At 53.9% G+C, this 25,109-nt stretch carries 22 protein-coding genes, 1 tRNA gene and 1 pseudogene; 9 read left to right on the top strand and 15 right to left on the bottom strand.

The annotated features are described in order from the left end of the window. Nucleotides 1-214: 214 nt before the first annotated feature. The 6 genes from LQ215_RS25160 to queA form a co-directional block, all read right to left on the bottom strand. The gene (locus LQ215_RS25160) at nt 215-763 is read right to left on the bottom strand and encodes a glycine zipper 2TM domain-containing protein (protein WP_018607449.1); all 549 of its coding nucleotides are present in this window, start codon (nt 761-763) and stop codon (nt 215-217) included. A gap of 116 nt (nt 764-879) precedes the next feature. Beyond that, nucleotides 880-1,794 (bottom strand): protein translocase subunit SecF, encoded by a 915-nt coding sequence (secF, locus tag LQ215_RS25155; RefSeq protein ID WP_230153074.1) that lies wholly within the window; start codon nt 1,792-1,794, stop codon nt 880-882. 9 nt (nt 1,795-1,803) lie between these two features. After that, the gene (secD, locus tag LQ215_RS25150; protein ID WP_230153073.1) at nt 1,804-3,672 is read right to left on the bottom strand and encodes a protein translocase subunit SecD; all 1,869 of its coding nucleotides are present in this window, start codon (nt 3,670-3,672) and stop codon (nt 1,804-1,806) included. 63 nt (nt 3,673-3,735) lie between these two features. Then, a complete protein-coding gene (gene yajC, locus LQ215_RS25145) occupies nt 3,736-4,071 on the bottom strand; it encodes a preprotein translocase subunit YajC (RefSeq protein ID WP_058546903.1) in 336 nt (111 codons plus the stop codon). A 43-nt stretch (nt 4,072-4,114) separates the two neighbouring features. After that, a complete protein-coding gene (gene tgt, locus LQ215_RS25140) occupies nt 4,115-5,230 on the bottom strand; it encodes a tRNA guanosine(34) transglycosylase Tgt (protein ID WP_230153076.1) in 1,116 nt (371 codons plus the stop codon). Nucleotides 5,231-5,244: 14 nt separating this feature from the next. Then, nucleotides 5,245-6,294: a tRNA preQ1(34) S-adenosylmethionine ribosyltransferase-isomerase QueA gene (gene queA / locus LQ215_RS25135; protein ID WP_025211994.1), complete on the bottom strand. Its 1,050-nt coding sequence runs from the start codon at nt 6,292-6,294 to the stop codon at nt 5,245-5,247. A gap of 108 nt (nt 6,295-6,402) precedes the next feature. On the opposite strand from queA, the gene LQ215_RS25130 reads away from it, so the two are divergent. From LQ215_RS25130 to LQ215_RS25120, 3 genes are all read left to right on the top strand, one after another. Further along, nucleotides 6,403-6,487: transfer RNA gene (locus LQ215_RS25130), tRNA-Leu, on the top strand. Between the two features lie 449 nt (nt 6,488-6,936). Further along, nucleotides 6,937-7,266: a hypothetical protein gene (locus tag LQ215_RS25125; protein WP_230153072.1), complete on the top strand. Its 330-nt coding sequence runs from the start codon at nt 6,937-6,939 to the stop codon at nt 7,264-7,266. Between the two features lie 85 nt (nt 7,267-7,351). Continuing rightward, nucleotides 7,352-8,401 carry a hypothetical protein gene (locus tag LQ215_RS25120; protein ID WP_230153071.1) on the top strand — a complete coding sequence of 350 codons (1,050 nt, stop codon included), beginning with the start codon at nt 7,352-7,354 and terminating at the stop codon, nt 8,399-8,401. 33 nt (nt 8,402-8,434) lie between these two features. On the opposite strand, the gene LQ215_RS25115 is transcribed toward LQ215_RS25120, so the two are convergent. Further along, nucleotides 8,435-8,761 (bottom strand): low molecular weight protein tyrosine phosphatase family protein, encoded by a 327-nt coding sequence (locus LQ215_RS25115; RefSeq protein WP_230153070.1) that lies wholly within the window; start codon nt 8,759-8,761, stop codon nt 8,435-8,437. Then, on the bottom strand, nt 8,758-8,952 hold the full coding sequence (locus LQ215_RS25110; protein WP_123351256.1) for a hypothetical protein: 195 nt from the start codon (nt 8,950-8,952) through the stop codon (nt 8,758-8,760). Before LQ215_RS25110 ends, LQ215_RS25115 begins: the two co-directional genes overlap by 4 nt. A 177-nt stretch (nt 8,953-9,129) precedes the next feature. On the opposite strand from LQ215_RS25110, the pseudogene LQ215_RS25105 reads away from it, so the two are divergent. The 3 genes and pseudogenes from LQ215_RS25105 to LQ215_RS25095 all read left to right on the top strand — a co-directional run. Beyond that, a pseudogene (locus LQ215_RS25105) lies at nt 9,130-10,158 on the top strand (DUF927 domain-containing protein); the annotation flags it as partial. Nucleotides 10,159-10,250: 92 nt separating this feature from the next. Next, entirely contained in the window at nt 10,251-11,231 is a 981-nt protein-coding gene (locus LQ215_RS25100; protein WP_230153069.1) for a chromosome segregation protein SMC, read from the top strand. A gap of 317 nt (nt 11,232-11,548) precedes the next feature. Then, entirely contained in the window at nt 11,549-11,914 is a 366-nt protein-coding gene (locus LQ215_RS25095) for a histone-like nucleoid-structuring protein, MvaT/MvaU family (RefSeq protein ID WP_230153068.1), read from the top strand. 75 nt (nt 11,915-11,989) lie between these two features. Here LQ215_RS25095 and LQ215_RS25090 read toward each other — a convergent pair whose 3' ends face one another. The 4 genes from LQ215_RS25090 to LQ215_RS25075 form a co-directional block, all read right to left on the bottom strand. Further along, nucleotides 11,990-15,799 (bottom strand): hypothetical protein, encoded by a 3,810-nt coding sequence (locus LQ215_RS25090; RefSeq protein ID WP_230153067.1) that lies wholly within the window; start codon nt 15,797-15,799, stop codon nt 11,990-11,992. Between the two features lie 205 nt (nt 15,800-16,004). Then, a complete protein-coding gene (locus LQ215_RS25085; protein ID WP_230153065.1) occupies nt 16,005-17,213 on the bottom strand; it encodes a hypothetical protein in 1,209 nt (402 codons plus the stop codon). Between the two features lie 848 nt (nt 17,214-18,061). Next, on the bottom strand, nt 18,062-19,603 hold the full coding sequence (locus LQ215_RS25080) for an RNA-directed DNA polymerase (RefSeq protein ID WP_230153063.1): 1,542 nt from the start codon (nt 19,601-19,603) through the stop codon (nt 18,062-18,064). Between the two features lie 297 nt (nt 19,604-19,900). Further along, nucleotides 19,901-20,260 (bottom strand): DUF6124 family protein, encoded by a 360-nt coding sequence (locus LQ215_RS25075; protein ID WP_230153062.1) that lies wholly within the window; start codon nt 20,258-20,260, stop codon nt 19,901-19,903. 492 nt (nt 20,261-20,752) lie between these two features. Here LQ215_RS25075 and LQ215_RS25070 point away from each other — a divergent pair, with 492 nt between their 5' ends. The 3 genes from LQ215_RS25070 (at nt 20,753) to LQ215_RS25060 (ending at nt 22,555) form a co-directional block, all read left to right on the top strand. Continuing rightward, nucleotides 20,753-21,940 (top strand): colicin E3/pyocin S6 family cytotoxin, encoded by a 1,188-nt coding sequence (locus tag LQ215_RS25070; RefSeq protein WP_230153061.1) that lies wholly within the window; start codon nt 20,753-20,755, stop codon nt 21,938-21,940. Beyond that, nucleotides 21,937-22,161, top strand: coding sequence for a hypothetical protein (locus tag LQ215_RS25065; RefSeq protein WP_079305696.1), 225 nt, complete (start codon nt 21,937-21,939; stop codon nt 22,159-22,161). Before LQ215_RS25070 ends, LQ215_RS25065 begins: the two co-directional genes overlap by 4 nt. Nucleotides 22,162-22,288: 127 nt before the next feature. After that, on the top strand, nt 22,289-22,555 hold the full coding sequence (locus tag LQ215_RS25060) for a Rho-binding antiterminator (RefSeq protein WP_230153060.1): 267 nt from the start codon (nt 22,289-22,291) through the stop codon (nt 22,553-22,555). A gap of 86 nt (nt 22,556-22,641) precedes the next feature. Here LQ215_RS25060 and LQ215_RS25055 read toward each other — a convergent pair whose 3' ends face one another. The 3 genes from LQ215_RS25055 to LQ215_RS25045 form a co-directional block, all read right to left on the bottom strand. Further along, entirely contained in the window at nt 22,642-22,872 is a 231-nt protein-coding gene (locus LQ215_RS25055) for a DUF6429 family protein (protein ID WP_230153059.1), read from the bottom strand. An 888-nt stretch (nt 22,873-23,760) separates the two neighbouring features. Next, on the bottom strand, nt 23,761-24,114 hold the full coding sequence (locus tag LQ215_RS25050) for a DUF6124 family protein (protein ID WP_230153058.1): 354 nt from the start codon (nt 24,112-24,114) through the stop codon (nt 23,761-23,763). A 519-nt stretch (nt 24,115-24,633) separates the two neighbouring features. Next, nucleotides 24,634-24,912, bottom strand: a complete 279-nt coding sequence (locus LQ215_RS25045) for a hypothetical protein (RefSeq protein ID WP_230153057.1) — start codon at nt 24,910-24,912, stop codon at nt 24,634-24,636. Nucleotides 24,913-25,109 lie beyond the last annotated feature (197 nt).

The raw sequence follows: 25,109 nt of genomic DNA, 5'->3' as shown, positions 1-25,109 counted from the left end.
GCCCAGCGGGAGCAAGCTCCCTCGCCACAATGAATGCGCTCTGAATAGGGATGCAGGCTGATCCACCGCTATCGCGAGCAAGCTTTACTCCCACAGAGGAGCTTTGGGTGGCCGGGAAATCGGAGCCGGCCGCAGATGCCTGCGGGATCGGGGCGGGGCATAAAATGCGGGCGAAAAAAAGCACCCCGAAGGGTGCTTTTTCATAGCGGTTGGATCACTGAGCCGGTTCGTTCTGCCCAAGGATCAGTTGGCCTTCCTTGCTCACCGGGATCTGGTTGCCCGGGTCGCGGTCCATGCGGACCTTGCCTTCTTTGCCGTCGAGCATGTAGCGAACGTCGTAGCCCACAACCTTGTCGCTGATGTCATTGACCGTGTTGCAGCGAGTCTGGGTGGTGGTGTAGGTGTCGCGTTCCTGCATGCCTTCCTGAATCTTGTTACCGGCATAACCACCACCGGCCGCACCCGCCACGGTGGCGATTTTCTTGCCGTTGCCGCCGCCGATCTGGTTGCCCAACAAGCCACCGGCTACGGCGCCCAGCACGGTACCGGCGATTTGGTGTTGGTCCTGGACCGGCTTCTGCCGAGTCACGGTGACGTCCTTGCACACTTCACGCGGGGTCTTGATTTGAGTCTTGACCGGTTCCACGGCCAGTACTTGCGCATACTCAGGGCCACTTTTTACCAAGCTGTAGGTGGCGACCGCACCACCGGCTGTTACACCGACAGCACCCAATACCGCACCAACCAGCATCGATTTGTTCACTTGAACCTCCTGACCATCACAAGCGGATTAATCCGCGCTTCTCCCAGCCTTGGAGCACAAAAAAAGGCGCGAGTTCAACTCGCGCCTTTTGTGCGGTGACGGGTGGAACCGGAGCCTTACGGGCGGTCGTCCACTTCCGTTTCGGTGGCCGCAGGAGGAATCAGGTCCTCGGTGCTCAGGTTCAGCCAGATCAGCACCACGTTGGCGATGTATATCGACGAGTAAGTACCCGCCAGTACACCGATGAACAGCGCGATGGAGAAACCGAACAGGTTGTCGCCACCAAAGAACAGCAGCGCAGCAATCGCCAACAAGGTGGAGATCGACGTCGCCATGGTCCGCAGCAGGGTCTGGGTGGTCGAGATGTTGATGTTCTCGATCAAGGACGCCTTGCGCAGCACACGGAAGTTCTCACGCACCCGGTCGAACACCACGATGGTGTCGTTGAGCGAGTAACCGATGATCGCCAACACCGCCGCCAGCACCGTCAAATCGAAGGTGATCTGGAAGAACGACAGGATGCCCACGGTCACGATCACGTCGTGGATCAGCGAGACAATCGCGCCCACCGCAAACTTCCACTGAAAGCGGAAAGCCAGGTAGATGAGGATGCCGCCCAGGGCCATCAGCATGCCGAGGCCGCCCTGGTCGCGCAGTTCTTCACCCACTTGCGGGCCGACGAACTCGACGCGCTTGACCTGGGCCGGGTTGTCGCCGCCGGCCTTCTGCAAGGCCTCGGCCACCTGGTGACCCAGCTGCGGGTCTTCACCCGGCATGCGCACCAGCAGGTCGGTGGTCGCACCAAAGCTCTGCACGATGGCATCGCTGTAGCCCGAGGTCGCCAGTTGCTCACGCACCTTGGTGACGTCGGCCGGACGCTCGTAGGTCAGCTCGATGAGCGTACCGCCGGTGAAGTCCAGGCCGTAGTTCAGGCCCTTGGTGGCCCAGCTGAACAACGCCAGTACGGTAAGAAACAATGTGACGCCGAACGCAACGTTGCGAACGCCCATGAAGTTGATTGTACGTAACATGGCAGCCCCTTAAATCCACAACTTCTTGAAGTCACGACCGCCAAAGATCAGGTTGACCATTGCGCGGGTCACCATGATGGCCGTGAACATCGAGGTAAAGATCCCGAGGGACATGGTCACTGCGAAGCCCTTGACCGGGCCGGTGCCCATGGCGAAGAGAATCCCGCCGACCAGCAACGTGGTCAGGTTGGCGTCGAGGATCGCGGTGAATGCCCGGCCGAAGCCTTCGTTGATTGCCCGCTGGATCGACATGCCCGCGGCGATTTCTTCACGTATCCGCGAGAAGATCAGCACGTTGGCGTCCACCGCCATACCCATGGTCAACACGATACCGGCGATACCCGGCAGGGTCAGCGTGGCCCCCAGCAGCGACATCAGCGCCAGCAGCAGCACCATGTTCACCGCCAGCGCGACGGTGGCGATGATGCCGAAGAAGCGGTAGATGGCGATGATGAACAGCGACACGAACAGCATGCCCCACAGCGAAGCATCGATACCCTTGGTGATGTTGTCGGCACCCAGGCTCGGGCCAATGGTGCGCTCTTCAGCGAAGTACATTGGCGCGGCCAGACCACCGGCACGCAGCAGCAGGGCCAGTTCCGAGGATTCGCCCTGGCCGTTGAGGCCGGTGATGCGGAACTGGCTGCCCAGCGGCGACTGGATGGTCGCCAGGCTGATGATCTTCTTCTCTTCCTTGAAGGTCTGCACCGCGACGTCTTTCTCGACGCCGTTGACCACTTGCTTGGTGTAGGTGGTGGTCGGCTTCTGCTCGATGAAGATCACCGCCATGCTGCGACCGACGTTGCTGCGCGTGGCGCGGCTCATCAGCTCGCCACCGTGGCCGTCCAGGCGAATGTTCACCTGTGGGCGACCCTGCTCGTCGAAGCCCGCCTGGGCGTCGGTCACCTGGTCACCGGTGATGATCAAGCCACGCTCGATCTGCGCCGCCGGACGACCGCCCTCGCGGAACTCGAAGCTCTCGGAAGTGGCCTTGGAAGCACCCGGCTCAGCGGCCAGGCGGAATTCCAGGTTGGCGGTCTTGCCGAGGATACGCTTGGCTTCGGCGGTGTCCTGCACGCCTGGCAGCTCAACCACGATGCGGTTGGCGCCCTGGCGCTGCACGATCGGCTCGGCCACACCCAGCTCGTTGACGCGGTTACGCACCGTGGTCAAGTTCTGCTTGATGGAGTATTCGCGGATTTCCGCCAGCTTGGCCGGGGTCATCGCCAGACGCAGCACTGGCTGACCATTGAGGTCGGCCGGCACAACGTCGAAATCGTTGAAGTTCTTGCGGATCAGCGCACGGGCCTGCTCGCGGGTATCTTCATCGCTGAAGCCCAGCTGAATGGCACCGTCGAGTTGCGGCAGGCTGCGATAACGCAGGCGCTCCTTGCGCAGCAAGCTCTTGACGTCGCCTTCATAGACTTTCATCCGCGCGTCGAGGGCTTTTTCCATGTCCACTTCCAGCAGGAAGTGCACACCACCGGACAAGTCCAGGCCCAGCTTCATCGGATGCGCGCCAAGCTTGCGCAGCCATTGCGGGGTGGTCTGGGCCAGGTTCAGGGCTACGACGTAATCGTCGCCCAACGCCTTGCGCACCACGTCCTTGGCTGGCAGTTGGTCTTCGGCCTTGACCAGACGCAACAGGCCGCCCTTGCCGTTTTCGGCGATGGACGCAGCCTTGACCTCGATATTGGACGCCTTGAGCGCAGCGCTCGCACGGTCCAGATCGGCCTGGGTGACCTGCAGCGCAGTGCTTGCGCCACTGACCTGAATGGCCGGGTCATCCGGGTATAGATTGGGAGCGGAATAAATCAGACCGACCGCCAGCACCGCCAGGATCAGTACATATTTCCACAGAGGGTATTTGTTCAGCATCACGCCGCCCGCTTATGACGCGGGGCGCCTTGCGCGCCCCGTCGATTGAATAGAAGTTGTTACTTAGATCGCTTTCAGCGTGCCTTTTGGCAGCGTGGCCGCGATAGCGCCCTTCTGGAACTTCATTTCAACAGTGTCGGACACTTCCAGTACCACGAAGTCATCGGCCACTTTGGTGATCTTGCCAGCGATGCCGCCGGTGGTGACCACTTCGTCGCCCTTCGCCAGGCTGCTGAGCAGGTTCTTCTGCTCTTTGGCGCGCTTGGCCTGTGGACGCCAGATCATCAGGTAGAAGATGACCAGGAAGCCGACCAGGAAAATCCACTCGAAACCACCGCCCATAGGGCCGGCAGCTGGTGCAGCCGCGTCAGCCATGGCATTAGAGATAAAAAAGCTCATTTAGCACTCCAGTTGCAAGTATTGAATCTAGGGATCGGAAAACTCAGTCCAAAGGCGGTACAGGCAACCCGCGCTTGGCATAGAAGGCCTCGACAAAGGCGGCCAATGTACCCTGTTGGATAGCCTCGCGCAAACCAGCCATAAGCACCTGATAATGGCGCAAATTGTGGATGGTATTGAGCATACTGCCGAGCATTTCGCCGCACTTGTCCAAATGATGCAGATAGGCGCGAGAGAAGTTCTGGCAGGTGTAGCAATCGCAGGTCGGATCCAGCGGCGAATTATCATGGCGATGAAACGCGTTACGGATCTTCAGCACACCGGTGTCGATGAACAGATGCCCATTGCGGGCATTACGGGTTGGCATCACGCAATCGAACATGTCCACCCCGCGGCGCACACCCTCAACCAGATCTTCCGGTTTGCCAACGCCCATAAGGTAACGAGGTTTGTCAGCGGGCATTTCGCCCGGCAGGTAATCGAGCACCTTGATCATCTCGTGCTTGGGTTCGCCCACCGACAGGCCGCCAATCGCCAGGCCGTCGAAGCCGATCTTGTCCAGGCCTTCGAGCGAGCGCATGCGCAGGTCGCGGTGCATGCCGCCCTGGACGATGCCGAACAGCGCCGCGGTGTTGTCGCCATGGGCGTTCTTCGAACGCTGGGCCCAGCGCAACGACAGCTCCATGGACACCCGCGCCACGTCTTCATCGGCCGGGTACGGCGTGCATTCGTCGAAGATCATCACGATGTCCGAGCCCAGGTCGCGTTGCACCTGCATCGACTCTTCCGGCCCCATGAACACCTTGGAACCGTCCACCGGAGAAGCGAAGGTCACGCCCTCCTCCTTGATCTTGCGCATCGCGCCCAGGCTGAACACCTGGAAGCCGCCGGAGTCGGTCAGGATCGGGCCTTTCCACTGCATGAAATCGTGCAGGTCGCCGTGGGCCTTGATCACTTCCATGCCCGGGCGCAGCCACAGGTGGAAGGTGTTGCCGAGGATGATCTCCGCGCCCGTGGCGACGATGTCACGCGGCAGCATGCCCTTGACCGTGCCATAGGTGCCCACCGGCATGAACGCCGGGGTTTCCACGGTACCGCGGGGGAAGGTCAGACGACCGCGACGAGCCTTGCCATCGGTGGCGAGCAACTCGAAGGACATGCGACAGGTGCGACTCATACTGTTTCCTCGGGTCCGCGTGGCGCGGGGTTACGGGTGATGAACATCGCATCACCGTAGCTGAAAAAGCGGTATCCATGCTCGACGGCGGCCTTGTAGGCGGCCATGGCTTCGGGATAACCGGCGAACGCCGAAACCAGCATCAACAGCGTGGATTCGGGCAAATGAAAGTTGGTGACCAGGGCATCGACCACATGGAACGGCCGGCCCGGGTAGATAAAGATATCGGTGTCGCCACTGAACGGCTTGAGCACGCCATCGCGCGCGGCGCTTTCCAGGGAGCGCACGCTGGTGGTCCCCACCGCCACCACCCGACCGCCGCGCGCGCGACAGGCCGCCACGGCATCGACCACTTCCTGGCTGACTTCCAGCCATTCGTTGTGCATGTGATGGTCTTCGATGCGCTCCACGCGCACCGGCTGGAACGTCCCGGCGCCGACGTGCAGCGTCACGAACGCCGTCTCCACGCCCTTGGCGGCAATCGCCTCCAGCAACGGCTGATCGAAATGCAGCCCCGCCGTCGGCGCCGCCACCGCCCCCAGGCGCTCGGCGTACACGGTCTGATACCGCTCGCGGTCCGAACCTTCGTCCGGGCGGTCTATATAAGGAGGCAACGGCATGTGGCCGACACGGTCGAGCAGCGGCAGCACCTCTTCGGCAAACTCCAGCTCGAACAACGCATCATGCCGCGCCACCATCACCGCCTCACCGCCGCCGTCGATCAAGATCGACGAACCGGGCTTGGGCGACTTGCTCGACCGCACATGGGCCAGCACGCGATGACTGTCCAGCACCCGCTCCACCAGAATCTCCAGCTTGCCGCCGGAGGCCTTCTGGCCGAACAAACGCGCGGGAATGACGCGGGTATTGTTGAACACCATCAAATCGCCCGGGCGCAAATGCTCAAGCAAATCAGTGAATTGACGGTGAGCCATGGCACCGCTGACCCCGTCCAGGGTCAACAGTCGACTGGCGCGACGCTCGGCCAGCGGGTGGCGAGCGATCAGCGAATCCGGGAGTTCGAAGGTAAAGTCAGCAACACGCATGATGGGGTTCGTCTAGCAGGGCCGGAAAGTCTAGCGGAAATATCAAAAATTCACCATGAAACGTGATTGACCAACGGTAGGCACCTCTCTATACTTCGCCGCCATTGAGCCCTGATGGCGGAATTGGTAGACGCGGCGGATTCAAAATCCGTTTTCGAAAGGAGTGGGAGTTCGAGTCTCCCTCGGGGCACCATCTTAAAGAAAGACCTTGAAATTCAAGGTCTTTTTTTTCGTCTGCAGGAAAGTGGTTTTTCGCGGGTAACGCAGATCCCAACCAATCCCCCACCCGCGTTTGTGGTGAGAGGATTTATCCCCGCTCCCCTGTGTGGTGAAGAGATTTACTCCCCCTTTGTGGCGAGGGGATTTATCCCCGCTGGGCCGCGAAGCGGTCCCCCCATAGCCAACCCCATGGTGAGGAAGAACCTGAGAACAAGGAAGAACCCCGGTGGTAGAGAAGAACCTGTAGCAGGGAAAAACCTGTGGCAGGAGAAGAACCTGTGGCGAGGGAGCTTGCTCCCGCTTGAGCGCAAAGCGCTCACAAAAAAGTCACCACCCTCACCGATACTCCGAGTTGCCATTACCAAGACATAACCCATCAACCCAGCTCCACCCTCCTCACCCAGTCACTAAGGATTTCACCCCATGGAATTGCTGCTGGAAACGGTCGCCCTTTACTCCCTCAAGCTGGCTTATGAGACAGAGGGTCACAGCCCGATTCTGCGGGATGATCCGTTGATGGGGGGTTGTGATCGGGAGGTTTTTGGGTTGTTGGTGCGTAGGGAGAATATTCAAGGTATTCAGGCGAAAGTGCAGCGCTGCCTGGACTTGGCACTGGAGGCAATTGGGGGCAGCAATACGATTTTGGGGCGGGAACTGGGGCGGTTGGCGACTGAATTTGGCGCAACCCAGACGATGGAGGAGCTTCAGGGTCCGCTTCTCAAACTTAGGGATTACCTGAAAGATATCCAGTGAACCTGTGGGACGCTGGGGGAAAAGTCAGTTTCTTCCTCCACACAATGTGCGTCTGACGCAACCGAACATATTGGAGAAGAACGTTTTGCTGAAATGGATCTCTGCACTGTTTGATAGAAGCAAAGAGTACGACACTCTGGGTGAGCTAGTGATGGAGAATCGACGCTTGCGCATGTCCGCCAAGGTTGGGTTCACGATACTGACGTTGATGCCCATACTCACATACTGCTCATGGATAGCCCCTCGCTTTGAGGACTCGGAACTTACCAATCCCGCAGTGCTTGAGGTGATCAATAGCGAGGAGTATCGGCAGGCAACCCAGGAGATTTTTGCTCTGCTCGACCTCTATAACCGGGGAGAGATTGGCCTGGATTCGCTGCATGGTTTACAGGGCGTCCACCGAATTGGCGGGGTGATGGTCACTTTTAACCTGAAACTGGTACCACGAGACGAGCCTAGGCAGGGAGGAGGCAGTAAATACAAGCTTGATGGCCAGTACAAAGTTACAGTCGCTATAGGCTATTTGGTTTTGTTTCTGACCATCGAATTGCTTCTGATCGGGATAGCAACCTGCGCAGTTTTCCAAGGACCACCAAAAGCGCAACGCAGGCTTGAAGAACAGATATTACAAGATCACTTCTCCCTCGATACGCCTGTGCTACCCGCAACCGTAGAACAAGCCGATCAGATCATTGAGCGCATGCTGCTGCGTTTTCATCGTTTTGCGAAAGATCTGGAACACCGCCCACGCGGCCGAAAGGGAATTCAGCTCGACGATGAATACGACGTCCAGTTCCTGGTCAATGCATTGCTAAGATTGCAGTTCGGCAATGTAAAACCTGAAGAGCCGTCCCCGAGCATGGCGGCAGGCGCCACCCGTGCAGACTTCCTCCTGCCTGAACATGGGCTCTTTCTTGAACTCAAGATGACACGCGATGGTATGACTGCAAGATCGCTAGCCGACGAGCTGATTCTGGATATCGCACGCTATCGGGCCCATCCCGAATGCCATGCAATCATTTTCTTCGTTTACGACCTTCGCGGCCTTGTTAAAAACTCTGCGGCATTGCAAACGGAGTTATCGGAAATTGCAGGCGAGTTACCTGTAAGCCTGATCGTTTCGCCTAGCCATTAGGAGAGGGCAGCTCATGGAGATTGCCCTAAATGCTCAAATACACAGGTATGACGTCACCGCTCGCTCAAGCATGTCCACCAGCTCAGGATCCATGAAGCGATAGTCATCGGGAATATCCAGAACATACAGCCGCTTATGTTCAAGCAGCCGGGCGTACTCTGCCCGTAGACGATGCTCGTGCTTGCGCTCCATCACAAAAATGACATCGGCCCAACGGATATCCGCTGGGCCGATAGGCTTGCGTGCATTGGGGCTGGTGCCCGCCGAACGAGCCCCGAAACCAGGACGCCGACGCCAGATCGCCTCCCCGGTAGGACTACGCCATTGGTTACGACTGCAAACGAACAGGAGATTGGTCACTCTTGATCCAACAGTTGGCGAGTCGTGCAAATGGGATAACTCATACCGAGCTGACGCGCCCGGTGCAGCTTATCGGCACGGGTGTAGATCAGCTTCCAGTTCTTTTCTGGCTTGAAGTCCTGCGGACTAATCGCTTCGCGCCCACCATGTTTGCGGGACTGTGCGCGTCTCCAGCTACGGGTTCTTTTCATGGTCATTTCCTCGTGAGTACCGGGTTCAGCAGCCGCGGTAATACGAGTTGGAGAAATGGTAAGCGTGAATTGGGGTTGTGGCTAGTGTGGGCGGTGTTGGATAGCTGCGGTTGGGTGGTCGGTAGTAGCTATCGATTCGAAATGCCGGGGGTCAGGAGAAATACATCTGCCCCTAACTCCACTCAACTCCTCGTGCTGGATGAAATCGGCATGTGCGACCCGCACATCATCGGCGAAACGGTGTACATGCTGGGCAATGGCACCGGTAAGGCTCGCGCCAATGATCGAGGACAAGCAGGCCGACAGGTACAGGACTGGCGCTTGCTGTTTCTCTCGACGGGCGAGAAGACGTTGGCGCAGCACATGGCCGAGGCAAACAAGGAGCTGAAAGCCGGCATGGAAGTGCGCATGCTCGCCGTACCGGCGGACGCCAGTAAAGGCCTCGGCATGTTCGACGTGTTGAGTGGCTTCGACGACGCAGCGGCCCTCTCTGACGCGCTCAAGGCTCGGGTAGCCAAATACTACGGCACACCCCTTACCGCGTTCCTGGCGGCCCTTTGCGAGCCTGGCAAGATGCACGGATGGTCAACCATCCTGCGCCGAACTTTGGAAGGCTTTGTTTCCAAAGCGCTCCCCGCCTCGGCCAGTGGGCAGGCACACCGAGCCGCTGCACGCTTTGGTCTAGCAGCAGCGGCCGGAGAGCTGGCCACCGCGCTCGGTATCACCGGCTGGCCCGACGGCACCGCGACCACAGCGGCACGTGTGTGCCTGAGCGCATGGCTGAATGAGCGTGGCGGTGCCGGAAATCTTGAAGGCGATGCGATTTTGGCCCGTCTCCGGCAGATCATCGAGCGCTTTGGGGAAAGCCGCTTCACCCGCTGGGAAACCGCCGCCGCGAAGATCGATGAGCATGGTCCCCGCACCATTGACCGCCTGGGCTTTCGCAAAACCCTGGAGCACGGCATGGGCGACACCATGCACACCACCCACACCTACTACGTGCTGCCCGAGGCATGGCGATCCGAGATATTTCGGGGCATGAACATCAACGCCGTAAACAAGGAACTGCTGCACCGGGGTGTGCTGGAACCTGGTAGCGATGGCAAGGCATCGAGTTTGGTCCGGTTGCCCGGTCTAGGCCCGCAACGCTGCTACATCGTAAAGACGATTCCGGGAACGGATGAGAGCGAGGCTCGGGCTGCCTGAAGGCATCCCTACTGATCGAGGTAGCGCCGGCTCACTCCCGGCCTCGCCAGCCGCTCAACCGACCCAAAATCAAATTTCATGGAACAAGACAGATGACCGATTTCCAAGCTAACACCGAACAATGCGAACTACTGACCAACGAGCGGGAAAGCCGTGAGATTACAGACCTTGCCCAGCCTATTTCGGACGGCACCGAAGCAACCGGCCATTGCGAAAAGAAACAGTTGCTGCTCGACGAAATTGAAAAGCTCAAGATCAGCCGCGACAAATACCTGAGTGAAGCCGAGCAACTGTATACCGAGATGGCCCCGCTGGAAGCGCTATTGGAAGGCGACGAGGTCATGGATGCTCATCGTCAATATGAAGTCCGGAAACAATACAACGACCTGAAACGCCCTTATGACTCGCGAAAACACCACGCCAGCATTATTACTAGCCAAATTACACGACGCGAGAATCTCGCCAATCACGAGACCTTGATGGCGGGTTACACCGAAGCGATGGCGAACTGGAAAGCCGACGAGCAAGAACTCAACGAAAAGCGGAACAGTCTCAGTAGCCGTTTGGAACAGATTCGGCGGCAAGCAAACGAGGACATGGCATCAGCCCGAGAAGCCGAAACCGATGCAGCAACCGCCTATGCCCAAGCCGTGGTATGGGGTGACACGGAAGGCGAAAAAAATGCCAGTGCAGACGCACAAAAGGCTGCGAAAAATCTTGCAACTGCAACCGAGCACAATCGTCGACAGCACTTGATCATGAGCGCATTGGAGCAGGAGCTCGTCACCGTCGATAAATATATAGTCGAAGCTCAAAAAGAACATAAAGCCATTGAAAGACACGCCCTGCTCCTAGCGCATACGGTGCTGGAAGAACAGTGGAACGCAAAAGCTGAGGAGCTTCTGGATATGGGAGGCAAGCTTTGGGCTTCCTATCGGCTCATCGATCGCGATCAGGTCGCTCTCAGAAAGCTGGTGCTTCCGTTCGAGGGTGAAAGATTCGGTCACTGGAACAGTAATGATTTGGTAGAGCGTTCCTACAAGCACACCGTACAAGACGTACTCTCTTCGTAATATACAGAGCCACCTGAAACGGCCTACGCATGTAGGCTGTTTGGAGCCCGCCAGGACAAACATCATGAGCACTCAAATACAAAGCAGCGCGAGCTGGACCGAGACCTTAAGGGCGCGCAAAAACCATCTGACCGCATTGCTGAAAATCGTGGATATCAGAACCGGAAAAACCACGAAAGTCCAATCGCTAACTGTCAATTTGATAAAGACTGAAATGAGCCACGTCGAAAGCCAGTTAAGAGGACGAAAATAACTATGAACTTGTATGCTGTGACACTACTCAGATAAATATCTTCAAACAAATATCGGAAATATTTATGTCTAAACTTGCCGAATACCGTCGATTGGAAAAACACTTGGCCGAGCAGCTCCAGGCTCTAGAAACCCTGAAGGGCGATTCCGGCCTGAAGAAAGAAATCGAGTTCGAGACCAAGCTGCGTAATCTTCTGGACCAGTACGGCTTCAGCTTGAAGCACATCATCAACCTGCTAGACCCACAGAGCACCACACGTCGCCAAGCGTCTACCCGAACGACCGCCACTCGCAAACCACGGGAGCTGAAGACGTACAAAAACCCCAATACCGGAGAGGTCATCGAAACTAAGGGTGGAAATCACAAAGCTTTGAAAGAATGGAAAGAAAAGCACGGTGCCGACGTCGTCGAGGGATGGCTGAAGAAGTAATAGCCACACCAAAAAAAGGGCCCATGTGGGCCTTTTTTTTACAAAAAACTTACAAGCAATTTGTGAATGACAGCTTCATAAATCTCTCTTGATGCTTCTCGCTACAACAAATTCAGCTTCACGCTCATACGACTCCGCCATATCACGCAGCGAGGTTGAAAGGCGATGATACCCCGCCTCCTCTAAATCGCTTGCTTTGGACCTGCACCCTTCGGCTAAAACCTTCTCCCCTGCACCCGTGGGATCAACCCAATGTGCTCCGCGCTGATTGTACAAAGCGGTTCTATAACCATCCCTCATGGGCTCTGCATATTTTTCGTTTAATACAGTGGCTACCGAGCGATGAATCCAAAGTCCATCGGGATCCTGCGGTGCATAGATGAGGCAATGGCCGGTCATGGACATTGCCACTTCCAGATGCCCAGACGTGGTGCATATCTCTTTCACGGAGATAATCCAATTCTTGAAAAAGTCTCCGTCAAATTCATCGTCTAGCACCAACCCCGGCAGATGCTGCCAATTATTTAAAAGGCGGTAGGCATTGGTCGCGACCCTTTGCTGCCCTTCATCAAGAGGAGTTGAATCATCAGTCTCGTTCTGATTCTTAGGTTTGAAAACAAGACGTATGACCTCACAGAAAAAATCAGGTTCTTGGGCGAGTTTTTTCCACAAAAAAACAGGTGAGGCATCGCTATGTTTGTCCAGCAATGGCAAGTATGCCCATTCGACACTAATTACATCATTCAAATTCACGCTAGAATGACACTGTAGCGCTTTAATAACTTTCGTAGTCTGATATGAGTCAATAGAACTTTGAGGCTCGTCTGAGCGAAGCGCTGCCAAAAGTGCTTTCACTGCTAATTGAGGATTGAATTGCGATTTTCTATGGATGCAAACACTAATACACCTTAAAGCTGCGTTCGGGCGATCATTAATGATGAGCTTCTCAATGGCAAAATCAATATTTTCAGACTCCTCAAAAAAATGAGCAGATGTGGCCCGCCAATACTCACCATCGTCAGATTCGAGTAATCGCGCCACGTACTCCCAAGTCTTTTCATTGAAAGGTAAATATGATAAGAAAAGCCCCTTGTCAAATGGTGTCCATTTCGATAAATCAAGTTTGTCAACCCAAGGCCAACCTAGCGAGTTAAACCGACTCAACACAAACCCTTCAACAAAACTTACAATCTTGCTATCACTGCTACTTATTAAGTCGGGGAGAATTATCGAATCCACTTGACCAGAAGCAATTTTTCCATATGCGAGCCCCACTCGCCAAGAAGACTTTACAACTAAAGCAAAATTTATGATGGATGCATAACCACCCAAAGTTTCGATTTCGACCAAAGCATTTTCACGCCTTAGACTAAGGCGCTGGCTTTTTTCTTCAAAGCTCCCTTCTTCCTCATAAAAATCAAAATCCCTTTCACTGAATAGGCGGCGATGGATAAAGGCTGGCGATGTTGGAGATAGTTTTTCCGCCGTGCCAGCGATTCTATTGACTCGTTCCAATGACATTGCCCATTCAGAATCAATGAATCTTCGATGTTTAGAAACGACATCAACCAACTTGTTCCACAAAACAACGATATCGTCCTCAGACAAAAGTGTAAGCGCCTCGCTTTCTAAATAACTTAGAAACCTTTCACCGGCCACTGTAGGTAGGCGTTCAATGCAATCTAGTACATCTAAAAATCTTGCAGGATCACTTGTCACTTCGTCCACGAGCATATCTGCATATCGTAGAACCTGAGAATGGTATTCTGATGTTCTTACTCCATCCGCCCAGTCATCTGGAATCGTTTCTCTCCACTCAGGTTTCCGAGTGCCCGAAGATGATGAGTGGGAGCTAGGCAAGAGAGCCAATAGAAGCTTCCAGCCCACGATGGGCTGTTCATCTACTATAAGTGATACTGCTACATATCTTTGTTTTAAAGAAGCACATGTTTGTGGATACCAAGGGAGAAAAATATCTCTTAGTGAGTTTGCTGGACGATTTGCCCACTGACCACCTGGGTCAAGCATGCATAATTCTGCAAGGCAACATACCGCCCTATTTAAATAAACAGGATCCCATGCTAACGTCTCTAACGACCACAACAAGGCGCTAATATAAGTTCGACCCGTTATTCCGTCGCCCTCTTGGCGAAACAATATCTCGAGTGGACCATTTTCATGTGCCAATGCATCCTCAACAGCCTTGAGAAAAATACCGGGTGCAGCTTCCGCAAACAAGGGCAATAAATCCCCTAAACTAGCCCACTGCACCCAGCCAGCACCGGATAGCGTTTCATAAACGATACTAGAGACAGTTACCTCCGCTTTATTAGGCTTACAAGAAATCAATGCTTTAGCGTGATTACCTAATAGAGCCAGGGTTTCGGCCAACCCTCTTCTTAGTTCTTGCGAATGAAGTAAAACCTTTCCGTGAACAGCTGCCGCGTAACGTTCCTCAACAGGAAGATCAAATTGAGGATCTGCCTCTGTGAATACCGAAACAGCGACAGTTCTAAAACGCTCGAGATGTTCGTCAAATATTCTTGGACCTAACGCATACCAGCCTTCAAAGCGTAAGCTAAATTTCCAATCTCCATATTGATGAATTAGGGGAGTGCCCGAGGCGAGTGCTGCAATTCGCATTAACTCAATCCACTCCCCGTAAAATTTTCCCGTTAGGTTTTCCACAATAGTACGATCAGCGGAGCATTCATCAGCCCAAGTCCCAAGCATCATCGCAACTGCTAATTCCGATGCGACAGATCCTTCAGCCCATTCAGGCATCAATGAAAGGTTTTGGAGGCACCGGAGTAAGGATCCGAGATTTCCGGCACACTTTTGGGCCAACGAGCGCGCTCGTTCCTCTCCGTATCCCGAGAGAGTGAGTGCTTCTTTAACATCCTGCGAACGAGGATTGGGCAACGACGCACTCGCAGGGTCTGGAATACCGCCCGCGGCGCCTCCAAAAATAACTGCGTGTCCTGCACGCCTTGCCATTTGGATCAACCTGGTGCCTGAATCTCCGCTCAGATCTAGCCCTGAGTCTGCAATCAAGAAGAGTTTTTCTCTCTGAAAGGATAAAGCCTTCCAACTTTCCACCGTCGACACAACGAGACAGCGTCCAGCGGCATCAGCTCTGAACTCTTCACTCTGCTCAGCCAAATATGCAGAGACAAAATCCACAACCTGATCTGGGTAGCGCGTGCTGAGTTTTAATTGAATTGCATTCCCAACAAAAATTTCATGAATTTTTGAGCAGGCTTCATCCCTGCCTGTAAGAAAGACGCGGGGCATCAAGGATGGTGGCTCACCAATAGAGCGAATCGAGTTCCAGCGCTGGTCGGGTGTCTCGATGGCTTGGGGCAACCCATTGATTATATTTGCAAGCCATAGCTCCACCGCCGGGAACTGGCAAATCCAGTCAATTAGCTTTGTGCCGTCAATGACTCTTACTTCGGCCCATTCATCTCTGGCTATTCGATCCTCTAGCCACCGGCCTTGAGCGTCCTCCTTCCAAGTGTGTTCCCAATCCCTTCTGCCAGAGAGGGGCGTGACAAATACAAAGCTCGACTGTCGCCGAATATTTTCGGGGATTGCCTCGACCAAGCCGTTGTAGTCAGCGGTAGCTTTATCACCCGCTTTGAGCCCAGTGCCTACCTCCCAAAATGATCTTCCTTCCGGTACGAACGGATCAAAAGATAGATTCACACGCAACACACCATCCGGACCGTGTTGACCGATGCTATCTCCCAATGGAAACCGGCGCTCCAGCGGGGCCGGACATGACGCAGCCACCAAACGCCAAATTAATTCAACTATTACTCCCTGAGCATCACGAGCGTTTCCACGAACCCATTCGTCCAGCTGATTTTCGGTGAGGATCATCCCTGCCTGCTCCTAGATTTTTTCGCCCAATACTCGATGCCCAATAACGTGCCTCGCATGGAGAGATAGCACCAAGTCCATATAACAACCTAATCAGTACCTCGCACAGGCATTCAGATAAGAAGAACTACCTATAGCGCATACTTGGTAGCAAGGCCAGTGGGGCAGGTGCGAACGAGCTTCTTTTTCCCAGTCATATGCCTATTTATCGAGGATCCTTACCCCCCTGAACTCCCATCGCCGTGAGTAGCTTCCCTGGAGAGGCCACAACCTGCGTCCCAAACTGTTTGGGGACAATCGGCTGTATAACACTGCACATGTATCTGTCAGCCCTGAAATAGGAAACGTAAGGGGTGTAGATAGCGTGAATGATATCCACGAAGTCGCTGGCTTTCATCACGCGGGGACGCTCTTTAAAAGAGTTCTGAAGCGAGTCATAGAACGTATTGATGCAGACAAAAAGGCCAGGACAATAATCCTCAATATCTTTTGTGTTATGGCATGCCGATGCACCGGGCACAAGAAGTGTGAGCAAGCGGTTCACTATGTCGATCATTCCTTGCTGTTTCAATTTCTCCCACCTTGTGCCGCTTACGCCTTTAATGGCTGCAGCACGATCACTCTCTGGTAGTCTGGCCATTTGCTCCCGTAATTCCGTGATCGTCACGCCGCAGCTCTCCATCAGTTGCCGAGCAGGACGCCTCACCCATTCCACGATAGGGCCCAATTGCTGATGATGGTGGATAAACCATTGGACCATGTAACTGGGGTCGCGCAGGCTTTCTAGAAAAGCTTTATCGGCTTCCTCCCGAGTCGCTCGGCCTAAAACGTAGTTCTTAAGCACCGCAAAATCACGAGGCCGCATCGGCGCCTTACTGATCAGCTCGCTGTAATCCGCCTGACCGAAGCGTTTTTCAACATCGCCACGAAGTCTGCCATTTTTGTTGGTTGTGCCTGCCTTGACCATCCTCCGCACTTTGCGATTGAGCACATGTTTTTCCATTTCCTGCCGTAATTTTCCAGCAACGTCTAGCTCATCGATAGGGTTCATGAGTGACCCCATTTCTGGAAACCACTCACCATTTCTATCAAGAGCGTTCACAGGTTGCGAGCTTCGCGTGACCAATCTGGAAAGCTCAGCCTTCATAAGCCGATCAAACGAGATCAAAGTATTACGTCCGCATAGGTCCACCATCAAGCTAGTGCGCGCCACTGCGGCAGCGGAATACTGCTGATCCAAAGGAGACATCTCTGAGATGTGTGCTCCGGAGAACACGAAAAGGACCTCTCCACTAAGCCTGAGCGCTTTTAGAGTTGCCAAGTGCTCCGCTTCCGACTCACTGAGGTGAGGTTTACTCAACGCGGAGTAATCGCAACTATCGAGATAGACGAGCGTTGGTTTGATAGGCTGCAATCGTCAATGTCCATATGGATTCGAATTTGAACAAGTGCATGCGGTGCACTAGATCTCCTGTGCTGCTATAGACCCTTAAAATAAATGCTTTTGGCCGATAGTAGACCGTGGCAACCTCTGCGTTTAACCGGCTGCAAACCTTTCGCTAATTTTCCTTCGAGCCTGGATTGACTATAGCGTTACACCGCTCGACATCGTTACACCTTACACGCCGGGAGCTTTCATCATGTGTAACTCTAAAATTATCTATTAAATTCAGCAGGTTAACCGATTCTGTTACACCAGTTACACCAGTTATACGACACTCCATAGGTACCTGCCCCGCCCCCCGTAAGCAATGGGGTCCATCAGCGGAGAAATTCCAGCAGGAGTCGGGGTCCCTGAGGCAGTGAGTATCACACGGGGTCGGAAACCCGCGTGATCGTGTTAGCGAAATAGTGCACAGCTTAGTGAACAGGTGAACCTGGTGAACTGGTGGTTCACCTGAGCATTTGCCCTATCGCTTGGTAGCTCCGCCGGGGACCCTGGGCATTTCGAATGGGTACGGGGCAAAGAACCCGCAGCATCTTGTTAGCGACTGAGTTCTCTACGTCGGTTGACAGGTTGACGTGGTTGACAGCATCCCCAAGGTTGGCCGGGTTCAACCGTTCACTATCAACAACACAATGGCTCACCTTTACCGTTGCGGTAACGATCCCCTTTTTTCGTCAGGATCCTTTCAATTTCAACGTTGAAATTTCAGTAAGCTGCAATCTCTGTTGCTACCAAGATCCCGCGGGTTTCCGACCCCGTGTATTTCTAAAGTATGCAGGGTCCCCAGCGCTATATTTATCAGAACCTGTAAGAAGTCAATAACCACCATCCTCGTCTCCAATCACAGCGGCTTTTGGCTTATAGGTATGCGGAGCATCTATATCCAAAAATGTGACATCGAGGTTCTTAAATAATTTTGCGATGGGATCAGCGATAATATTTGAGGCATTTACTAGATGTGGAAGCCAGTCGCGACGATAGCACTCATATGCAAATAGCCAATGATCCTGCTCAAAACAATCATCAACTAGCCATCCCTCCCACAATAGAGACGTGAATCCAGGATCGAAAACTCCCACCTCTCGCGCACGCATTGAAGCAGTAGCTACACAACCATCATCCATGCGGGAAATAACAGTTTGGGATACATCACTTAAAGTAATTCCTAGCAACATACATGCCCATACGCTCCATACAACTTCGCTACCATGACCAACTGGAGCACTAGCTTGAACTAACGCGTTAATTGCCCGAGAAGCAATATTTTTGTCGAGGGCATGCCCACCGTGTTCCATATTCAGAAGCAAGACATCAAGAACAATACGCAAACATCCTGGGTCTAACGCAATGCATTGCCACAAAAGACTTTGGGCCAACTCCCACTGCCCATCCGCTGCCGTCACACTTTTAAGAGCCGCGATACTATATCGAAGGACCCCTTCAGTCGGATTTTGACGAGCAAGCCCGAATGCGCTATTAAAATAGTCAATCCACTCAAATGACGACGCACCATGATACGCCGGAATCATTGGCCTTAACTTACTTACATAAATTGATTCAAGCTCACTAGGCAATTCAAAAATAGCTGTTTTATTACCATTAAGCTGGAGCTCCCGCTCATACAGCTGCGCCTCGAGCATAATTAGTGCATTCTCAGCATCGGACAATGTCGAAAAAGACAACTCAATATCATCAATAAACCTAACACCACCAACAACTTTACATTCAGAGACTAATTTCGCGTCGATCGAGCTAAGCAATAACTCAGCAATGCCAAGTGAGGTATCTGGCCCTATCGCAATCCCTTTGGTCTGACCCGACTGACATGCCTGCAACTCTTTATCTATAACATTCCCACAGAGAGTAAGATCTCTGGGGCGTGCTTTTGCAATTGCCTTAGTGTGTAAAGCCCATGGAATCGTATGTGTGTAAATAGATGAGTAGAATTGCGATATATCTGCTCGCAGAATGTATCTGGCTCCGACACGAGTAATTGCACGTGCGATAGCTCGATCCGAGGCACTGGACGCAATTGCTCTCAACCCTTGAGGGTCATACTGAGGGCGAGTATGTGAGAACGGTGATTTCGCCCATTCTGTTGCCAGCTGAGCGCTGTGTGTGGCAAAAACATTAGCGAGTCGAAAGTAATTTGACGGATTTGGGATGGTGAGACGCCGACGAAGCCCACCTACTCTCGACAAATTATGATGCATCGGCTGCGTCCAAACGGCTTGAACCTTCGTCAAATTTTCGGGCAGTTGTCCCGTAAATCGTCCAACGTAACCTAAGGTTGCTGAGGAAAACAAAGGTGGTAATTCTCGAGGTAAAAATCCCTTTTCTAGCAGCGCTTCTAGCATGAATGATCCCCGAGTGCTTTTGGCCAATGGTGGCAACATGAAATTACCACCGGGAGAACCTGCCGGATAGGCCTTGGTAGGACAACACTTCGCTTGGGAAGGCTTTGGAGATAGTCGGAGCAAAAGCAAAAACGTATCCTCACCAAAGCAAACCCTGTATCCCTACCTGTATCCCTAATTGTACAATCTCGCTACAAGGCACGAATTATATGGAACGCACGAGTCTCCCTCGGGCATAAAAAAGGTCTTGCTAGGCAAGACCTTTTTTCCAATCCAGGCGACACGCAGCCAGTTGCCCTACCTCACCTCAACAATATCCAGCGCCCGGTTCGCCAACAGCTCACTCACCTCAATCACCTGCAAAATCCCCATCGCAACACGCCGCCTCGACCCATCCAGATCAAACGCCAAATCACTGATCATCGCGTTCGCCGAGGCCAAATTCTCACTGAGATTCGCAAGCAAACACTCAGAATCCACACTCGGATCAATCCGTAAAATGGAATCGGTCTTGTCAGACGTTTCGCTCTCAGGCTTGGGTTTTAGGTAGTAATCCAACGCGCGGGTGGCCGCATCGTCGAGCTTTTTGTTGCGGGCAGACTGTGCACGAGACGTGGGTTCATCTGTAACTGGAGGATTCGGTGTAATTTTGACCATAGCCTTAGCTCCCTTTGGTTGAGGCTACTCCCCGTTCGCGACTAAACGATTGGGAGGCAGCTGTACGCAGGTTAGTCGACCGACGAGCTAAGATATCGGCGCGCCCGGAGGCGCCCTGCGCACAGCCACCATCGAGTGCAGGGATGGGGATACCTGACTGATGGACGCTTGAGCGACTTAGCAACGACGGGCGACTAAACCCGATCACTGATGAGCAGTGACAGGTCCCAAACTACCGACGCAATCCAAGGCGAACAAGCCGGCGGATTCTGGCGTAGTTGTAGGCAAAGGCGCAAGGCGACGTCGGCTCGCGAGTTACAGTTGCCCAATGACTGACAGCCCCATCTGACACTTCAAATTGTTCCGGCCCCTCATAGCCAGCCCTACCTGTTTTGAGGAAACCGGAACGACCACTTCAAGAAACCTCCTACATCGCGCCCCGCTCTTCCCGCGTTAGCGTCTGTCCTGCATTTAGCGGACGAGATTCACTACGTGGCGACACGCAAAAAAGACATCCCCCAAGTCCGAAACCCGCCCAGCGGCGACGGGCATCACGTCACCTATCGAGACATGACCGCCGGCGAACTGGCCGAGCGCGAAGCCCGGCAGTTGGCTTACGAAGCCATGCTTGTCCGGCAGGCAGCCTATGAACGCGAGCGCTGGGCCACGGTGGATAACAAACCGTTATCCACCGTAACCGGGAGCGTGTTTGCCAAGAGCTGCAAGCTCCCCAACGGCATCATCGATTACAGCAACCCCAACGGCTACGTCCCGGCAGATCTGGTCAAGCATTACGGCGAACTCATGTGGCTCGGCGGCCGCAGCGCCGATCCATCCGGCACGATCCCCCTCAAGCGGATCGGCGCGGGTACGGTTCCCGTTACCTTGGGCAGGCTCGCGCTGGGTGGCTCGGCGACTTCCTCGGCTGCAGTTGCCGGCGGCACCGTCGGCGCTGCCCTGCTGACAGGCATCGTTGCCCTGCTCTGGCCTTCCAGCCTGGGCGACAGCGCGCTCTATAGCGAAGACCAGCTACGCGACCTCAAGCAGGCCCGCAGCCGCATGCGCCTGAGCGTCGAGCAGCAGGCCGACGGCAGTCTCAAGGGGTATGGCTTCTATACCGGTCAGCATCCCGATTGGGAGATGGTTGATGTTGTTCAGTTCACGTCGCGAGCCGATCAGTTCATCGCCGACCTGGGTGATGGGATCGAGCTGATCTGGACGCCGGCCACCAATCCGGCTGACACCCTCGGCATTCCCGCCCTGGAAGCGGCGCCCCAGGCACCGCCTATTTGGATCTACCCGCCGACGTCGATGGCCGACAGCATCATCGTCGACCCGATCTATCCGCCGGAGTACAGAGATTTCATTCTGGTGTTTCCGGCGGATTCGGGGGTTCGGCCGGTTTATGTTGTGGTGAGTACGGCTCATCATGACTACCACCCGAAACCAGATTTTTTACCTGCTTTTCCAAGTGCCAAATGGGCGCCACCCAAAACCCGCATGAAAGGAGGAGGGTTGCGTCCTCGCTGGAAGGACAATGAGAAATTAATATACGAATGGGATTTCCAACATGGCGCAGTAGAAAAATATAACAAGCGTGGAAAGCACTTGGGCGAATTCGACCCTATTACAGGGGCCCAAACCAAACCAGCCAACCCAACGAGGTGGGTAGAACCATGAAACACAAAATAATGGGTGTCATTGCCGGCGATGACTTTGCTTCATACGAAAAAACGCTCTGCATTGACACTCAGGCTCTAGCAAAAATAATGAGCTGGACCAAAGAAGAGAATTATTTTTACGATTACGAACTGAACACATCTCAAATTGAAGCATTGGAAGATGAGTGCTCAATAGAGCTACCCCGAAACTTGTTGCTTTTTTTAACCAGCAGCAACTAACTTTCAAAACGACAGCCACTGGTTTATGTGCACTGCTAAAGACCAATTCGAGACGTATACCTGAGATAGGCGACCACCGCCAAGCAGGGGCTTTTCATCCTTAAACTGCAAGGCTGCGAGGCATGAGATGAGTACCTATAAACCGTTGCACTGCGACCTGCACGACTACCTGGAGATTGCCTGCCTGTGCGGCTACACGCTGGACATCGAGCTGACTAACGGCCAACGCCTGACAGCCCAGACGATCACCACGCGGACCTCCTCCACACGGGAAGAATTTCTCGAAGTCGAAACCGCGGAAGGCCGCCAGGAGATTCGCCTCGATCAGCTATTGGCAATTACGCCGCTGGATAAGAACGCTAGGTTTGGCCGCGTTGTGCTAGGCGATGAATGATCACCGAACATGGCATTAGCTGGAGCCAGGCTTTCGATAGGGTTTGCTATGGCTTCCGGCGAGCGATCACGAGGCGACACGCACCCTCAACTCTTCTTCCCGAACAACCGCTCGGCAATCTGCCAACCTCGCTCCAACCCTTCTTCCGTCAACCAGATCGACTTGTTCTTGTTTACCGGATCGCTGATGAGGCCTTGTTCATGTAATCGGTTCATGACCTCGAAGTCGAATCCTTTCCAGGCATTGCCGCTGTCGGAGCTGAAGGCTGCCAACAAGGCAAGCACAGCTTCTTCTATCAATCTGTCGTCGTATTCCATGGTCGCTGCTCCGCTCGTGTTAGCAGGTAGGTAGCGCCGATTTTATACCAGCGCCCCTTAAAACCTTAGCCAGTCATCACCTCACCGGCTTGCTCCAGCGCCAACCGATGTAAGGTGACAGCCGCCAGTTCCAAGTCATCACCTCAGCTCACATCGAACCCCCATTCGCCACTGGGACAGTGCCGAACAACGACAGGACCTCCAGGGACTTGAGCCCAGGGAATTAGGTCAACCTCGTAGCGCTTACCGTTGGCAAATTCCACTTCGTGGAGGGTACGGCGCGGGTTAGACAGCTCAGCGATCAGTCCCGGTCTGATGCCGGCTTTCTGTTGACGATCAAGCAGCCAACAGGGAAAGGAACAGATTTATCATCGAACAAAACCAAAGAAATGAATTCGCGCCCCTTTCTCCTTTATGTCATAACCCAACACTCCAACTCTCTCTAAAGTTTGCTCCCAAAAAGCCTAACCACCTGTCATTCCTGACAGTATTCAGTTCGACGCATGTACATTACATTTCATTTTTCAAGCCAAGGAGCTCCGATATATCCAGCGTCGCATGATGCGCTTGTTGCTGGATAATCAAAATAATTCAATTAGAGTGGAGAATTCAGTCATGCTAACCGAAGATTATTTTAAGGACTTTAAGGCTGGCGATAAAATACAGATCAGACCAGGACCTGATAAAGGAAGTATACGGTGGGTTTATTTTCAATCGGTATATGCCGGGCGCTTGAATTATGAAGATTTGAACTTTCGGCAGCATTCGGTTGAGATTTCGACACTTACCTCCCCATTGATGCCATAAAAAATCTCGAACAAGGTGTACGGTTACTTCAGTAAAAGGTCTTGTTTAACAAGACCTTTTACTGTTGCAGCAAATGACTGACTACCTCACCTCAACAATATCCAAAGCCCGATTCGCCAACAGCTCACTCACCTCAATCACCTGCAAAATCCCCAACGCAACGCGCCGCCGCGATCCATCCAGATCAAACGCCAAATCACTGATCATCGCGTTTGCCGAAGCCAAATTCTCACTCAGATTCGCAAGCAAACACTCAGAATCAACCCCCGGATCAATCCGAAAAATGGAGTCCGACTTGTCAGGCGTTTCGCTCTTAGGCTTCAGGTAGTAATCCAACGCTCGCGTGGCAGCGTCATCGATTTTCTTATTGTGGGCAGACTGAGCACGGGAGACGTGTTCGTCCGTATCGGGGGGATTGGGAGTATCTTTTACCATCGTCTTGCTTCCTGTAGTTGAAGCCATCACCCGCTCGCTGCTAAACGATGGGAGGCAGCTGTACGCAGGTTAGCAGACCGGGGAAACAAGAAGCCGGCGCGTCCGGGGACGCCCTGCGCACAGCCACCATCAAGTGCAGGATGGGAATCCTGACTGGATGACGCCTTGCACAACCTGTTTCACCACGAGCTGCTAAACCCGATCACTGATGAGCAGTGACAGGTCCAAACTACCGACGCAACCCCAGGCGCACAAGCCGGCGGATTCTGGCGTAGTTGTAGGCAAAGGCGCAAGGCGATGTGGGCTGGAAAGTCCCCGTTGTCGGCGTCTGTCAGTTCTTACCGACACGGCTGCCCTTCGGCCCGTCCGATCAGGTCCCCAATGCTGAACTTTTTTCCGCTGGGTTGCGTGGCGGCCGTTTTGTGAGCGCTTCGCACTGGAGCGCCAGCCCGGTCAAGCGGGAGCAAGCTCCCTCGCCACGGGCTCATTGTTTTCCTAAATGAGTGGTAGGACTTTCCGTCACCTTCTCCGAACAACCCCAACCCCTTTCCGCACGCCCAATATCTCCAGAAAAAACGCCCACTCAAATTTCCTGGGCACACGTACAAACGCATCAGCCACTTTATCAATTTCGGCTCTCGCCCCCTCTGCGCTGTCATAAGCCCGCGCGCAGACCGTCCCATCTGGAAAAAAGACGCTGTAGTCATAACGAGGCCCCACCCAAACCCCATCGGACCATCGGCCGCCCACCGGGCTTTTTTTGATCACGCAGCCTTTGTAGTTCTCTATGAATTCCATATCGCACCTCACGAAATCAAGCACCGTGATAGCGCGACACGCTTCAAGCGAAATCTCGCGATATCGCCCTCAGAATACGGCTCTCGAGTTCTCTCGCGCACCTGTAGGAAATGACAGCGCGTAATAACGTCTAGCAACAAGTAAATGCGGGTTAATTCATCTCGGCTATAAAAGCCCACACAAAAAATCTTCCAATC

Source organism: Pseudomonas brassicacearum (genome assembly GCF_918698105.1).
Lineage (GTDB): Bacteria > Pseudomonadota > Gammaproteobacteria > Pseudomonadales > Pseudomonadaceae > Aquipseudomonas > Aquipseudomonas brassicacearum_F.
This window is presented reverse-complemented; position numbering and strand designations above follow the sequence as displayed.